8 protein-coding genes and 1 tRNA gene are annotated in these 15,309 nt (G+C 54.7%); 4 read left to right on the top strand and 5 right to left on the bottom strand.

Going from position 1 to position 15,309, the window contains the following annotated elements:
• Positions 1 to 525 precede the first annotated feature (525 nt).
• On the top strand, positions 526 to 1,089 hold the full coding sequence (locus V3C20_RS13405; protein WP_238623797.1) for an NUDIX hydrolase: 564 nt from the start codon (positions 526 to 528) through the stop codon (positions 1,087 to 1,089).
• Positions 1,090 to 1,300: 211 nt separating this feature from the next.
• Positions 1,301 to 1,375 (top strand) — tRNA-Met (locus V3C20_RS13400).
• 112 nt (positions 1,376 to 1,487) lie between these two features.
• Here V3C20_RS13400 and V3C20_RS13395 read toward each other — a convergent pair.
• Positions 1,488 to 2,588, bottom strand: coding sequence for a GNAT family N-acetyltransferase (locus V3C20_RS13395; protein ID WP_149873773.1), 1,101 nt, complete (start codon positions 2,586 to 2,588; stop codon positions 1,488 to 1,490).
• A gap of 75 nt (positions 2,589 to 2,663) precedes the next feature.
• Positions 2,664 to 6,020, bottom strand: coding sequence for a preprotein translocase subunit SecA (gene secA, locus V3C20_RS13390; RefSeq protein ID WP_130083522.1), 3,357 nt, complete (start codon positions 6,018 to 6,020; stop codon positions 2,664 to 2,666).
• A 221-nt stretch (positions 6,021 to 6,241) separates the two neighbouring features.
• Between secA and V3C20_RS13385 the strand changes: the two genes are divergently transcribed.
• Positions 6,242 to 6,613 (top strand): hypothetical protein, encoded by a 372-nt coding sequence (locus V3C20_RS13385; RefSeq protein WP_130083523.1) that lies wholly within the window; start codon positions 6,242 to 6,244, stop codon positions 6,611 to 6,613.
• 27 nt (positions 6,614 to 6,640) lie between these two features.
• Here V3C20_RS13385 and V3C20_RS13380 read toward each other — a convergent pair whose 3' ends face one another.
• Positions 6,641 to 6,799, bottom strand: coding sequence for a hypothetical protein (locus tag V3C20_RS13380; protein ID WP_153812548.1), 159 nt, complete (start codon positions 6,797 to 6,799; stop codon positions 6,641 to 6,643).
• Positions 6,800 to 7,041: 242 nt separating this feature from the next.
• Here V3C20_RS13380 and uvrA point away from each other — a divergent pair, with 242 nt between their 5' ends.
• Positions 7,042 to 12,564: an excinuclease ABC subunit UvrA gene (gene uvrA / locus V3C20_RS13375; protein ID WP_130083524.1), complete on the top strand. Its 5,523-nt coding sequence runs from the start codon at positions 7,042 to 7,044 to the stop codon at positions 12,562 to 12,564.
• A gap of 492 nt (positions 12,565 to 13,056) precedes the next feature.
• Here the strand turns inward: uvrA and V3C20_RS13370 are convergent, their stop codons facing one another.
• Together V3C20_RS13370 and V3C20_RS13365 are read right to left on the bottom strand one after the other, a co-directional pair.
• Positions 13,057 to 14,007 carry a DUF3592 domain-containing protein gene (locus V3C20_RS13370; RefSeq protein ID WP_161981324.1) on the bottom strand — a complete coding sequence of 317 codons (951 nt, stop codon included), beginning with the start codon at positions 14,005 to 14,007 and terminating at the stop codon, positions 13,057 to 13,059.
• Between the two features lie 716 nt (positions 14,008 to 14,723).
• On the bottom strand, positions 14,724 to 15,248 hold the full coding sequence (locus V3C20_RS13365) for an ankyrin repeat domain-containing protein (protein WP_130083526.1): 525 nt from the start codon (positions 15,246 to 15,248) through the stop codon (positions 14,724 to 14,726).
• Positions 15,249 to 15,309 lie beyond the last annotated feature (61 nt).

The following is a 15,309-nucleotide window of genomic DNA, read 5'->3' as shown; positions in this document are numbered from 1 at the left end:
TGTTATGAAAATGATGAAGTTGTTTGGTTGTAAAGCCTATATGGGCTTTCCCCGTCTGGCTGCGAGACCGGACGCGGATAGAACATAACAGTTCATCCGTATCCGTGAAAACTCGCGGCGTCTATCGGAATGGAGAAGGCGAACTCGTCCGCCTCCAGCTCGACATCCCGGCTGACGGGAGCGCCAAATTACTGATTTGCGGCAAGAGAAAAAACATCTTTTTGAATCTTCATGAGTCATCGTTCCACCGCTTCAAGTTCCACGGGGGTTCCACATCAAAGAATTTTTTAGTCTTGATTCGATCAATAATTTAGTCCTCCTGAGTATATTTCTTTGAAACGTATATTACCTTTTTATTATCAATGATTTACTTTGTTGTTTGGGCCTAATGTGACGAAAAGGAAACAATTACGAACGGGCTTATCAAGCACTTACACGAACCGTAGCATGCCGGAATCCGGCATGCTACGGAAGAGGTACGGCGACGTGGTTGACAAGAGCCGGCCGGAAATCTAACGTGGCCCCATGATGAAACATGCGGATAATCCTGAAGAACGGCCTCAAACCCTTTTCCGTGGCAAATTTCTGGAATTGGTCAAGGAGGGCAGATGGGAATATGTACGCAGGGTAAACGCCAACGGAGCCGTCATGGTGATTGCGGTGACGGAAGAGGGAGAATTGCTGCTGGTGGAGGAGTACCGTTTTCCCCTGCATGCACGTACCATCGGGCTGCCTGCCGGGCTTTCCGGGGACGGCGGAGAGGAAAGCTCCCTGGAATCCGCGCGCAGGGAGTTGGAAGAGGAAACCGGATACAGCGCTTCCTTCTGGACCTATCTATTTACCGGGCCTTCCTCCCCCGGACTGACGACGGAAATGGTATCCTTTTATCTGGCGGACGGACTTCGGCAGGTAGCGGAAGGAGGAGGGGTGGACAATGAGGATATTACCGTACACCGGATTCCTCTTTCTTTGGTGCACGACTGGCTGATGGACCAGACAGGACAGGGAAAGGTGGTGGACCCGAAAATTTTCATGGGACTTTATTTTCTGTTCCACCGGTTTGACGGCTCCGACAGGGAAGAAGGATGATCCAAGCCGGGAAGGCGCCGGACAGCATGGCGGCCTTCCTGTCCCGGCGGGCCGATGGACTGCGGGGGAACGATCCTGTTCAGCATCAAAAGTTTCTGTGCGTGAGGAAGGGCTCCGGCGTCATAAAATATGCCGGTCCCATAAAAACTTCTGGACATTCTTTCCGTTTCGGGCTAAATATCTCTCCGCCTTACGGCACCAACCACTACATGGCAGGGTAGCTCAGTGGTAGAGCAGAGGACTCATAAGCCTTTGGTCGGGTGTTCAAATCACCTCCCTGCTACCAGTTTTGCAAACACCCCGGAACTGCTTGGTTCCGGGGTGTTTTAGCAGGTAACTGCCGGAATGGTAGAGAGTGGCAGAAAGAGCCGGTAAGAGGAATGGAAGTCCTGGCAGATTTATTTCAGCCTCAATCCGAAGACTCCGGATTTGCGGCCGCTGAGTTCCAGAGCGCGGAGACGTTCCGGGGGAAGGCAGTCGCGGGAGAATTCCGCATAGTGCATGCGGTCCCGGAAGTAGTGGACGGCGCTTTGAGACAGGGCGAAGATGAAGTCCACGCCCATTTCCTCCGCCTTTTTCCTGGCAAATTCACAGAGCGTGCGGCCGTATCCACGGCCTTCATGGCGGTGCTTGATGTACAGGCAGCCGAGTTCCGCGCTGCGGTGTTCCGGATAAGGGTACACGGCCACGCAGCCCACGATGCTGTCATCCAGCGTCAGGACGTAGTAGTCGTCGATTTTCGCGGCTATATCCTCATAGTTGCGGTCCACCAGTTTGGAGTCCACGACGGAACGGGCGATCATGGACAGGAGTTCCGGGATGTCCTCTTCTTTCAGGGGACGTATTTCCCGGTAGGAGTCCGTGTGGACCATCGTGCCCACGCCTTCTTCCGAGAAGAGTTCCTCCACCAGTACCCCGCGCATTTTGCCGTCCAGCAGGTGCACGCGCGGAATGCCGGCACGGCAGGCTTCCGCGGCCTGGTCCAGCAATTCCCTGTGTGCCAGATTTCCGGACAGTCCGGCAACCTCCGATTCCAGAATGGCGGCGATGGGGTGGCCGTCCCGGGAAGGAACCTTGTGGTCGTTGAGCAGGGCAATGTATTTGGAGGCTCCCAGCGTGTACGCCAGATGAATGGAGTCCGTATCAAACGAGCCCGTGCGCCCGGAGGCTACGACGGGTATCTGATGGCGTCCCAGGATTTCCCGGACGCGTTCGCGGACAAGCTGGCCGCCTTTCAGCGGGGCTTCCACCAGGGCGGAGCGCATTTCACAGACGCGGGTATGTTCGTACAGGGCGTAAGCGTCCGGCCCTTCTGCAATCAGGACGGGCTTCACCCCTATTTCCTGCAATGCATCCAGGTCCAGCAGGGCATCCACCAGTTCCTCCGAGTTCACCAGGGGTTGTTCCACATGTACGGCAAAGATTTTGCCCCTGAAGTAGGGAACATACTCCAGTACGGAACGGACGTTGGTTGATTTATTGGGAGGAAGCGTGGTCAAGGAGTGCACCGAAAGTTTGAAGGCGGAGGAAAAGGCCGTCAAGCCCGTTTCCTCCGCCCGAAGACAGGATGGTGTTTAGAATGTGCGGGTTTCCGCGGAGTCCCGGTTGTCCATGGTTTCTGCGAAGTCCTGGGAGTCCAGCGTGACGGCGATTTCCTCATCATCGGAGACGGGAGCGGAAGCCGGTACGGATGCGGTTTCTTCCTTGCGGAGGACGACGCTGACCTTGCGTTTGGGCATCACCAGTTTGGGTTCCGGAGCCGCAGGCTGATAGCCTTCACCGATGGTGGTGGCATCGGAGATGGCGGCCGGGGCGGAGGAGGATTCCTGTTCCGGCTGCTGCGCTGCCTGCTGTTCGCGGGCCCTGGATACCTGTTCGCGCAGGGCGGAGAGTAGGTCCGTCGGCATGCCGTCGAATCCGATTTCCGGGAGGCTGGCTCCGTTTTCCTGCCCGTCGTCGGAGGTCTCGAACTGGGGCAGGCTGGCCAGGAAGTCTTCAAAGGCGTCCAGGTTGGTGGTACTCTTGAAGAGGTTGCCGATGGCTTCGCTCTTGATGCTGTCCATCAGGGTGACGAAGAGGTCGTAGGCTTCCGACTTGTATTCCACGAGCGGGTCTTTCTGGCCCTGGGCGCGGAGGCGGACGCCTTCCCGGAGGGAGTCCATGTTGTACAAATGCTCCTGCCACAGCTTGTCAATGGCCCCCAGGATGATCTGGCGTTCCATGTGGTCCAGGTATTCCGGACGTTCGCGGGAGGCCTTGTCTTCATACGTGGCCTTTACCTTGTCGATCAGGAAGGCGATGGTTTCGTCCAGCGGGCGGTCTTCCAGCTTGGCGGCATCCGCCGTGAGGCCCAGCGGGAAGGAGGAGTTCATCCAGGCAAGCAGCTCGTCGGGATGGGTAATGCCTTCTGCGTCCGGGTCAAGGAATTCGTGGGCGCGGGTGGCGATTACTTCCTCCAGCACGTCGTAGATCATTTCACGCGGGTTTTCCGTGGAGAGTACTTCATTGCGGTAACCGTACACGATTTCGCGCTGCTTGTTCATCACGTCGTCATAGTCCAGCACGTGCTTGCGCCACATGTAGTTGCGCTGTTCCACCCGCTTCTGGGCGGATTCCACGGATTTGTTCAGGAAGCTGTGTTCCAGGGCTTCGCCGTCGGCCACACCGAGGCGTTCCATCATCTTGGTCATGCGTTCCGCCGCGCCGAAGTTGCGCATCAGGTCGTCTTCAAAGGAGATGAAGAACTGGGAAGCGCCGGGGTCGCCCTGACGGGAGCAGCGGCCGCGCAGCTGGCGGTCGATGCGGCGGGATTCGTGGCGTTCCGTACCCAGTACGAAGAGGCCGCCCAGGTCCGCCACGCCTTCTCCCAGCTTGATGTCCGTACCGCGTCCGGCCATGTTCGTGGAGACCGTAACGGCTCCGCGCTTGCCGGCCAGAGACACGATTTCGGCTTCACGCTGGTGGTTTTTGGCGTTCAGCACTTCATGGGGGATTTTAGCCCTCTTGAGCATGCGGGAGAGGGTTTCGGAGGCGTCCACGCTGGCCGTGCCGATCAGGATGGGCTGGCCCTTGCCGTGGAGTTCCTGGATTTTGTTGATGACGGCGTTGAATTTCTCGCGGCGGGATTTGAAGATGAGGTCGTTCTGGTCCTTCCGGATGCAGGGGCGGTTGGTCGGGATGGGAAGCACGTCCAGCTTGTAGATGTCGTGGAATTCCGCGGCTTCCGTTTCCGCCGTGCCGGTCATGCCCGCCAGTTTTTTGTACAGGCGGAAGTAGTTCTGGATGGTGATGGTGGCATAGGTCTGGTTTTCGCGTTCCACTTCCACGCCTTCCTTGGCTTCCACGGCCTGGTGCAGGCCGTCGCTCCAGCGGCGTCCCGGCATTTCACGGCCCGTGTTCTGGTCGATGATGATGACCTTGTCGTCCTTGACGACGTATTCCACGTCTTTTTCGTAAATGCAGTAGGCCTTGAGAAGCTGGGAGGTGGTGTGCAGGCGGGCGCCCGTTTCATCCAGCTTTTTGGTGAGTTCGTTTTTAAGACGGAGCTTGTCTTTTTCCGTCAGGCGGGGATTTTCATCCATTTCCGCAAAGGCGGTGCCGAGGTCCGGGAGAACGAAGTCTTCCGGGTGTCCGGGGGAGATGATTTCACGGCCTTTTTCCATCAGGTCCGCGTCATGGGTTTTTTCATCCACGGTGAAGTACATTTCCTCCTTCAGCTTGTAGAGTTCCTTCTTGCGGGTGTCCTGGTAAAGGGTCAGTTCGTATTTTTCCACGATGCGGCGCAGTTCCGGGTCCTGCATGGCGCGCATGAAAGCGCGGTGGCGGGGCTGGCCCATTTTCACCTTGAACAGGTTGCGTCCCACTTCTTCCGTCCTGCCTTCTTCCTGGGCTTTCAGGGCCTGGGTCATCAGTTCGTTGCAGAGGTCGGTCTGGGCCTTCACCACGCGTTCGATGGAGGGGCGCAGGTTGTCGTACTGCTGTTCACGGGTAACGACGGCGGGGCCGGAGATAATGAGCGGCGTACGGGCTTCGTCAATAAGAATGGAGTCCACTTCGTCCACGATGGCGAAGTAGTGGCCTCTCTGAACCTGCTCTGATTTGGACGTGGCCATGCCGTTGTCGCGCAGGTAGTCAAAGCCGAATTCGGCATTGGTGCCGTAGGTGATGTCGCAGGCATATTGTTCGCGGCGCAGCTGGGAAGGCATCATGCTCTGGATGCAGCCGACCGTCAGCCCCAGGAACTGGAAGAGCATGCCCATCCATTCGGAGTCGCGGCGCGCCAGGTAGTCGTTCACCGTTACCACGTGTACCCCCATGCCGGTGAGGGCGTTGAGATAGACGGGAAGGGTGGCGACGAGGGTTTTGCCTTCGCCCGTGGCCATTTCCGCGATGTAGCCGCGGTGCAGGGCGATGCCGCCGAGCAGCTGGACGTCAAAGTGGATCATGTCCCAGAGCTGTCTTTGTCCGCAGATTTCCCGTTCTTCTCCGCAGAGCAGGCGGGCGCCGTGCTTGACGGCGGCAAACGCTTCCGGAAGGATCTGGTTGAGGTAACGTTCCCGGAGTTTGTCGAACTGGGGCGTGATGTTGTTCCATGCGGCCTTGCCTTCCTCAATGGAGGCCGGAGTGGCTTCCACCGTGGGGAGGGCGGCGAATTCGTTTTTCAGGGATTCAAAGCGGGCATTCAGCCGGGAGGCGATGCTTTCCAGTTCTTCTTTGGGCGCGGCTTCCACGATGCGCACGGGCGGCAGGTCCATGGGAAGGAAGCGGTGCAGGTAGCTCTGCCATTCCCTTGTTTTTTCAAGCAGGAAGTCCTGTCCCTTGCCGTTCCATGATTCCTCAATGGAGACGATTTGTTCCACAATGGGGCGCAGGCGGCGCACTTCACGCTGGTTTTTGGTACCGACAATCTTGGTTAGAATCCACTTAATCATCTTTGTCTTGTTGAAAATTGACGAGGTAGAGGCGCTTTCAGCGATCTAAGAATCGAAAAATACTAGCGGGTGCGGAAAGAAATGCAAGCACGGCCCGCGATTTGGGCAAATCATGACGTGATAGGTTCATTTTTGAATGACATGCCGGGGCGTTGGACCTGATTTTCCTTGCATCCTTATTTTCCCTGCAAGATGTTACAGGAGAAAGGAGAGAACGTTTTATGCCTCATGTTTTCCACAAACTTCCCTGCTGGGTTCCCATGGCCCTCGCCTGTACGCTGGCGGGATGCTGCCATGAGGACGGAACCGTGTGCAAGGACGATATTCATTTGATATCCGGGGAAATTAATGAAGAAGGGAATATTTCCCTTCATTTTGACTTGAATACCCAGTATCAGGGAGACTTGTACGTGGAGATGCAGCCGGAAGGCGATGAGGTCAACGTGTTCCTCTACACCCGGCCTGCGGGCAGGACTTCCGGAAAGCTGCTCTATGCGGGCGGTTATCAGCTGGTCATTCCCTGGCCGGAGAATGCCGCCTCCGTGGAGGTCAACCTCTGCGGCATGAAGCTGGATGCATGGACAAAGGAGTAAAGGCCGGCAGCGGAGGGAGGGCGATGTTCAACGGCCGGCCGGCTTGTTCCGGGCAAGATGGATGAGCCAGGTGCAGAACAGGGTGAACCAGCCGAAAAGCAGGAAAAGAGGAATGGTGACTAGATATTCCGTGCCGGTGACGGGTTTTTCCTTGTTGCGGGACCGCAGCCAGTAATAGATGGCCATGGGGAGGATGCTCCAGAAGAGGAGCAGGAAATTTCGGGGGCTCCAAGTCGGAATAAGGTTAAAGCAGGCTGGTTCATGAAAGGGTGGAAGGGGACGGTTCCAGAATAATTTTTCCTGAGGGAATACACGGAAAAAGGCAGAGAAAATAAAGGAAGCAACGGGAAACCCGCAGGGCGAATGAATTCGGAATCATGACATGTAACGTCATTGGAATGATTCCAAATTGATGATATTATCCGCCCATGAGTCATTGCGATGATGGGCGCATACGCATCCGGGGCGCCCGCGAGCATAATTTGCAGAATGTGGATGTGGATATTCCCCTGGGGCGTTTGACGGTGGTGACGGGGCCTTCCGGGTCCGGAAAGACAAGCCTGGCCATGCATACGCTGTACGCGGAAGGGCAGCGGCGGTATATGGAAACCTTTTCCCCCTACGTACGTCAGTTCATGGACCGCATGGACAAGCCGGACGTGGATACCGTAGAGAATATTCTTCCGGCGATTGCGCTGCACCAGCGCAATTCCGTCAGGACTTCCCGCTCTACCGTGGGAACGATGACGGGACTGAATGATTACTGGAAGTTCGTCTTCGCCCGGCTGGCGTCCGGATTTGATCCGGAGACGGGCCGGGAGATCAGGCCGGAGACGCCCGGTTCCATTGACGAAAAGCTGAATGCGGAATTGCCTCCGGGCACGGAGCTGATGATTTGCCTGGAGGTGCCCCGTACGGAGTCCATTGACCTGTCCACGCTCAAGATGAACCTGGTGGCGCAGGGTTATTTGCGCGTTTTCGCGCATGGGGAGATGCTGCGGCTGGAGGACGATGACTGGTCCCTGCCGGAAGGCGAATCCCTGCTGGTCATTCAGGACCGTGTTCGGCTGAATGAGGAACAGAGGGAACGCCGTCTGGAGGCTCTGGAAACGGCCATGCGCCTGGGCGGCGGCGTGGCCCACGTGGTTCCGCGCGTGGACGGAATTTGGCTGCCGGCCATGAAGTTCCGCGGAGACTGGTATCCGCTCATGGAGCCGCGGCCCGGCCTGTTTTCCTTCAATTCACCCCTGGGCGCCTGTCCGGAATGCCGGGGCTACGGCCGCGTGATCACGGTGGACTACAACCGCTGCATCAAGCCGGAATTGAGCGTCAGGAACGGGGCCATCCATATTTTCGAGGGAGAGGGCAAGGTCTTTTCCGAATGCAAGAAGGACCTGATGCGCGCCTGGCGCAAGAGCCCCCGGCAGGTGCGTCTGGACGTGCCCTGGAAGGATTTGAAGCAGTGGGAACGGGACTGGCTGATGTATGGCGACGGCAGTGACCCGGATGAAATGTACGAACGCGGACTGTGGTACGGCATCGCTGGATTTTTCAAGTATCTGGAGAGCCGGACGCATAAGATGCATGTCAGGGTGTATTTGAGCCGCTTCCGGGTTTATCAGGAATGCCCGTCCTGCCATGGACAGCGCCTGAGGCCGGAGGCCCTCCAGTTCAAGCTGGGCGGCAAAAGCCTGCCGGATCTGTTCTGCATGCCCATGGATGAGTTGCTGGCCTGGGTGGACAAGCATGTGACGCCGCGTTCCCATGAAGACCCCGGCCTGAAGCATGCCGTGGCCGAATTGCGGAGCCGCCTGGAGTATCTTAATGAAGTGGGACTGGGCTACCTGAGTTCCGACCGCGCCACGCGCACCCTTTCGGGCGGGGAGATCGAGCGCGTCAGTCTGACTACCTGCCTGGGGGCTTCTCTGACGGATACGTTGTTCGTGCTGGATGAACCGACCGTGGGCCTGCATCCCCGGGATACCTCCCGCCTGATTTCCGCCATGAACCGTCTCAAGACACGGGGAAACACATTGGTGGTCGTGGAGCACGAGGAAGCCGTGATGCGCGCCGCCGACTGTCTGGTGGACATGGGCCCCGGCTCCGGCCGCGAAGGGGGGCGCCTGGTGTATTCCGGCGCTCCGGACCGTATTGCGGAGGTGCCGGAATCCCTGACGGGGGCGTTCCTGTCCGGCAGGCGGCGCATCTCCATTCCGCAGAAGAGGCGCAAGCCCGGAAAGTTTTTGCAGATTTCCGGCGCTACCCGGCACAACCTGAAAAAACTGGACGTGAACATTCCCTTGGGCGTGTTCGCCTGCCTGACGGGCGTCAGCGGTTCCGGCAAGAGCACGCTGGCACACGACGTGGTGTATTTGAACGCGCTGGTGGCCAAGGGCGGCGTGTGCGAGGAAGAGCCTGCACACGTGAAGTCCGTCAAGGGCTGGGAGCTGCTTGATGAAGTGGTGATGGTGGACCAGAGTCCCATCGTGCGCACACCCCGTTCCACTCCTGCCGTGTATTCCGGCGTGTTTGAGGAAATCCGCGCCCTGTTTGCGGATACGGAAACGGCCCGCGCCCGCGGGATGAAGCCGGGATTCTTTTCCTTCAACAGCGGCGACGGGCGCTGTCCCCGCTGCATGGGGATGGGCAGCGAGAAGGTGGAGATGCAGTTTCTTTCAGACATTTTCGTCCAGTGTCCCCTGTGCCACGGTGCCCGCTACGGGAACGAGGTATTGAGCGTGTACCGCGACGGCAGGAATATTGCCGACGTTCTGGGCATGACCGTGACGGCCGCCCTGGAATACTTCGGTGGGGAAAAGGGTGCGCGTGCCAGACGCATTGCGGAAAAGCTGGGCGTGCTCCGGCGCGTGGGGCTGGGCCACCTGACGCTGGGACAGCCGCTGAATACGCTGTCCGGCGGGGAGAACCAGCGCCTGAAGCTGGCCAAGATACTGCTGGACCAGATGGGCTCCGGCAAAAACAATCCCAAGATGCTGATTCTGGACGAGCCGGGAACGGGGCTGCATTTTGCCGATATTGAAGTGCTGCTGGCCGTTTTCCGGGAGCTGGTGGAGCAGGGGCATACCCTGCTGGTGATTGAGCACAACCCGGAGTTTATCAAGTCCGCGGATTACGTGATTGACCTGGGGCCGGAAGGCGGAGCGGGCGGCGGCCATGTGGTTGCGGCCGGGACGCCGGAGGAAATCGTGGCGGCCGGCAAGGGCTACACGGGCAAGTACCTCAAGGACGTGCTCGAAGGCCTTCCCTCCGTTTACGATCCGCAGGACGCCGCCATGCCGGATTCCGCGGATATGGATATTCCGGCAGGCGTCATGGCCCTGCGGGGGGCGCGGCACCACAACCTGAAGAACGTGGATCTGGACGTGCCTCGCGGAGAAATGACCGTGCTGACCGGCTTGTCCGGATCGGGAAAAAGCTCCCTGGCCTTCGATATCTTCTTTGCGGAAGGGCAGAGGCGTTTCATGGACGTCATGTCTCCGTATGCCCGCCAGTTTACCGAGCAACTGGAAAGTCCGGACATTGACCGCCTTACGGGTCTGCCGCCCACGGTGGCCATTGAGCAGAACATGTCCCGCGGCGGTACCAAGTCCACGGTGGGGACGGTTACGGAAATCTGGCAGTTCCTGCGCCTGTTGTATTCCAAGCTGGGGCAGGCCTATTGCCCGAAGTGCGGAGTGCCGGTAGGCAAGCGTTCGGAATCGGAAGTGGTGGAACTCGTTTCCCGGCAGTTGAAAAAGCATGGCAGGCTGGCCCTGCTGGCGCCCCTGGTGCGCGGGCGCAAGGGGCATTACGCCGATCTGGCGCGCTGGGCGGAAGGCAAGGGGTATGAAGAATTGTGGGTGGACGGAGGCCTGGTGCCGCTGAGCGGCTTTCAGCCCCTGGACCGTTATTCCAGCCACGATCTGGACCTGGTGATGAGCCGTCCGGAAAGTTCCTGGACCCCGGATGAAGTGGCGCAGGCGGTTCACGCCGCGCTGGACATGGGGGAAGGTTTCCTGCAGGTGCTTCCCCCCGGTTCCTCCTCTCCGGAGTTGATGGGCGTGAAGCTGGCTTGCGCCTCCTGCGGCCAGTCTTTCCCGGAACTGGAGCCGTACACGTTTTCCTTCAACTCTCCCCGCGGCTGGTGCCCCGTCTGCCGGGGGCACGGCGTGGTGGGCAAGCGCAAGATGAAGGAAGACCAGGCCCAGTCCCTGCTGGAAGCGGAGTTGAAATACGACAAGGAGCTTGCCAAGCAGGTGGATGACGAAAAGGAGGTAAAAACATGCCCTGCCTGCCGCGGTGTGCGCCTGAATGAATTTGCCCGTGCCGTCAGGCTCCAGGGCGTGACGCCTGGCGAGCTTGCCTCATTGCCGGCCATGGAGGCCGCCAAACTGGTGGAGGGCTGGAAGTTTGAACGTGAAGAAGCCCTGATCGCCCGGGACGTAGTTGCGGAAGTGACGCAGCGGCTCGGCTTCCTCCAGCGCGTGGGGCTGGGGTACCTGTCCCTGGACCGCAGTGCGACGACGCTTTCCGGCGGGGAAACCCAGCGCATTCGCCTGGCATCCCAGCTTGGCTCTCATCTCCGGGGCGTACTGTACGTTCTGGATGAACCCACGATCGGGCTGCACCCGCGGGACAATGAACTGCTTCTGGGCACGCTGGATGAACTCAAACGCCGGGGGAATACGCTGCTGGTGGTGGAACATGACGAGGACACGATGAAGCGTGCGGACCGCATTGTGGACATGGGCCCCGGAGCGGGCGTCCACGGTGGGCGCGTCATGGCCCAGGGGACCTTTGAGGAACTGGCGGAAATGCCGGATTCCGTTACCGGGCTGGCCCTGCATCACAAGCCGCACCATCCGTACCGCGGCAAACGGCGCCGGATACCTGCCCGCAAGGATGAAACCGCGTGGCTCCGGGTGGAGGGCTGCTGCCTGCATAACCTGAAGAATGTGGACGTGGCTATTCCCAAGGGGCGCCTTACCGTACTGACTGGCGTTTCCGGAGCGGGCAAGACCTCCCTGATGACCGGAACCATCCGCCTGGCGGCGCGCCAGGCGCTGGGGGACAAACTGACCCGTGAACAGAAGAAGCTGTGGAAATCCTCTTCCGGGTTTGATTCCCTGCGGATGGTGTACGGGGTGGACCAGAGTCCCATCGGCAAGACTCCCAGGTCCACTCCGGCCACTTACGTGGGGTTTCTGGATGATATCCGGACCCTGTTCGCCCAGACGGCGGATGCCCGGCGGCTGGGTTTCGACCGCGGCCGCTTCTCCTTCAACACGGGGCAGGGCAACTGCGAGTCCTGCAAGGGAACAGGCATGCAGAAGCTGGAAATGGACTTCCTGCCTCCCTGCTACGTGCCGTGTGAAACCTGCCGGGGCAAGCGTTACAACGCCGCCACCCTGACCGTGAGGTACAAGGGGAAAACCATTGCGGACGTGCTGCGGATGGACTTCTCGGAGGCGGCGGAATTCTTTGAAAGCCAGCCCCGCATTTCAGATCCCCTCAAATTGCTGGCGGAAACCGGCCTGGGCTATCTGACACTGGGGCAGGCCTCCAACACGCTCTCCGGCGGGGAGGCCCAGAGGCTCAAGCTGGTGACGGAACTCATCAAGGGCCGGCGCGTCAGCCGGAACGCCCTGATGAAAGGCAAGGAACTGCCCGGTGACCTGTACCTCATTGAGGAACCCTCCATCGGCCTGCATCCGCGGGACGTGCGTCTTCTTATCGACGTGCTGCACCGCCTGGCGGACCAGGGAAATACGGTCATTGTCATTGAGCACAACACGGAAATCATGGCGGAGGCGGACTATATTATCGACATGGGGCCCGGACCAGGAGAGGAAGGCGGCCGCATCGTAGCCAGCGGCACCCCGGAGCAAATCGCTCAAAAGGATTCGCCCACAGCGGAATACATACGCCGGGAGTTGGTTGATAGTAAATAGCCGTAACATCTGCAACGCCGTTCCGGATTTTTTCGGAACGGCGTTTTTATGTATGGACAAAGGCCGATTTTGTCAGATGGCTCCTATAATTGTTTATAGAAAATAGGTGAGGGTACAGAATGTGGTGTTAAAATATTTCCAGATATTTTTTTAATATTGTCATTCATCATATCTACTTCATACCATTCATTGTCTATACACACGGAAATGGTATGAATATCATTTCGATAAATACAGGAAACTGCCTGGTTAAAGGGTATGTCAGGCAACGAGGAATACTTTTTCCACAGGACATGCATATCTCCTTCTTGAAAATAGTATAAATATTAGTCTTTATAAATATTACGACCGTGTAGATTAAAGGGATCTTACAAAGACGGACAAAATAGAATACTATGCCCAATTATAAAAATTGTAACCAATATTGATAATATTACGACAAAGTATTTTATGATTTCATAATTTTAAAAAGGAGGACAAATGTTGGTCGGTTCAAGATGTTCTGGTACTACATGCTTGAATATGCCGCCGTTCAAAGGAGGCGGGTATTTCAGTTTCCGGAAAAGCAATCGTTTTGGAAGGTTTCTGGAAATAGTACAACAAAGTATTCATTTTAAATACTTTATGTTCAAGATTTGTTTTTCTAAGCTTCAAAAACGCACAGAATAGTAATAGGGAAAATAGTAGTAATAAGCAAAAACAAATAATGAGCCCTATCATACTTGACAATATGGAACTGCCAAAAGTGTATTGCTCCGGGTCCTCGGGATTAACATAGAGACGGACCAGATTTCCTTCCGTAGCATTTTCTTCATGTTGGTCCGACAGGAAACTTTTTTCATACGGGGATGTGTACCGTTTTTTCCCTTTCCAAGAATATGCTACGCGGAATCCATCCTTGTTTTCAGCTTTCTGCATTTCCTCCACTCTCCCCTGGATTTCAACCCAGTTCCTGGAATATTTATAATTCATGTATTCCAGGGACAAAGGAAGACCCGTTAATATTGTGCCAAAAAAACATAAAAGAGAAAGCGCCAATGCGGACCGTTTTTTTATGGAATTTATCCGCTTTCTGTATTCATCAAGTAATCTTTTTTCACTGCTCGTATCAATTTCAGCCGTTAATTCTGGATATAGGCCGGAGATCTGGCGGAATAATTTTAATACCAGTGAATAATTACCTGATGAAAGAATAACGTCTGATCTGCCTGCCTCTTGAATTTTGATACTGTATACGACTGGAGCCATCGGGAATGCCTGAACCTTACCATTGTTTTTAAAGATATGGGCATTTGAACCGAAAGGACCGCTTTCCAGAATAATACGGGTATCGCCGCTTAAAGGAATCTGCTGTGATGTCATGCGTATTCCCAGCACATATTGGTCAACAATAATTTTAAAATGATCTAAAACAATGTGTAATTTACCAAAAACAAGCAGCAAACTAATATAGAGAGTTGTAATAATGAAAATCAGAGAAAAAAAAGACGTGATTCCCAGAATTATGAAATGGCCATTGGTTTCCTTCTTTAATTCGATGATAAATGAATAGAAAACGACGGGAAAGAATATGCAGATGAAACAGAGGAATAGGAAAACCACGATCACTATCGGCTTAATTCCTGAAATCCATCTGTTATTAAAAATTATTGTATTCATAACATATTTCAATTCAAAAAAGTATTTTATATACTTAATTAATTTATGTCAATATTGTTAAAAATAAATAACTTATTTAAATTCCAATGCAGGAGTTTTAAATTCGTAAATAGCACTTCCTGGGGATAAATTATTGAGTATATCTATTATATAGGGCATGGAAAAATCACCTCTATTTCGTCGTATCATTATTTTCCCATTTCAGCAGCAATACATAAAGTATAAATGCAGAAAATAAAGCTACAAGAATGGTTCCCCGGGCCAGTACCTATCCCAGTCCATATGGAAAATCATTAATCATGGCACAAAAAGGAGTATGGGGAAGATAGAGGATGTCAATTTGCTGCCCTTTTATTTTATTATAGACAGGATAATTTTAACTTAATAAGTTCTTTCTGAAAATCTTTTTTTGGAAGAAATTGTCCTGTATATATTCTTATCCTGTTACTGTCCGGCAGGCCTATCCCTCCTATTTCGATCCTGTATGTTACTCTATAATTTTAATTATTTTTTACTTCATTCTCCAGTAATTGCTGGGCTGTTTTTCCATCAGTATTTTTCAAATTCTGGTTAGCTCCTTGTTTAATTAGAAAATTGTAGGCACCTATTTGTCCTGTACGAGCAGCATAATGTAAGGCAGTTTCTTTGTAGGGAAAGGTCATAGAGGGGAGCTTCATTTCATTTGAAGCTACATTAATATCAGCCTTAAATTCGAGTAATTTCTTCATGGTATCAATATCCCCGATAGCTGCCGCCAGCATAAGAGCTGTTTCGCTTCCATTCCATTTTTTATCATATGGATTAAGATTTGGTTGTGGAGTCGTATTTGATGACAAATCCCAGTATGATTTTAATGAATTTCTAATCATATCTTTTCCTACAATGTAGGCAGGAGTATTGTAATGTAGGTAGTAAGGAGGAATATAGGAGTTTTTTGTTTCTTCTTTTTTTTGGGATATGAATGTACAGGACCCTAATAAATTTAATGCCAAAATAACCGAAGGAAATATAATATTAGTTTTCATATTAAATAATTTATGCTACTTTTATAATTTTTAAAGTTCATGTGCATGATTTTCATGAAAA

Source organism: Akkermansia sp. RCC_12PD, assembly GCF_036417355.1.
Lineage (GTDB): Bacteria > Verrucomicrobiota > Verrucomicrobiia > Verrucomicrobiales > Akkermansiaceae > Akkermansia.
The sequence above is the reverse complement of the archived record's forward strand: the minus strand, read 5'-3'. Positions and strand labels throughout refer to the sequence as shown.

What these genes read in the sequence shown, in the direction of transcription:
- V3C20_RS13405 (WP_238623797.1), top strand. Translation starts at nt 526, where the DNA reads ATGATGAAACATGCGGATAATCCTGAAGAACGGCCTCAAACCCTTTTC.
- secA (WP_130083522.1), bottom strand. Translation starts at nt 6,020, where the DNA reads ATGATTAAGTGGATTCTAACCAAGATTGTCGGTACCAAAAACCAGCGT.
- V3C20_RS13385 (WP_130083523.1), top strand. Translation starts at nt 6,242, where the DNA reads ATGCCTCATGTTTTCCACAAACTTCCCTGCTGGGTTCCCATGGCCCTC.
- V3C20_RS13380 (WP_153812548.1), bottom strand. Translation starts at nt 6,799, where the DNA reads ATGGCCATCTATTACTGGCTGCGGTCCCGCAACAAGGAAAAACCCGTC.
- uvrA (WP_130083524.1), top strand. Translation starts at nt 7,042, where the DNA reads ATGAGTCATTGCGATGATGGGCGCATACGCATCCGGGGCGCCCGCGAG.
- V3C20_RS13365 (WP_130083526.1), bottom strand. Translation starts at nt 15,248, where the DNA reads ATGAAAACTAATATTATATTTCCTTCGGTTATTTTGGCATTAAATTTA.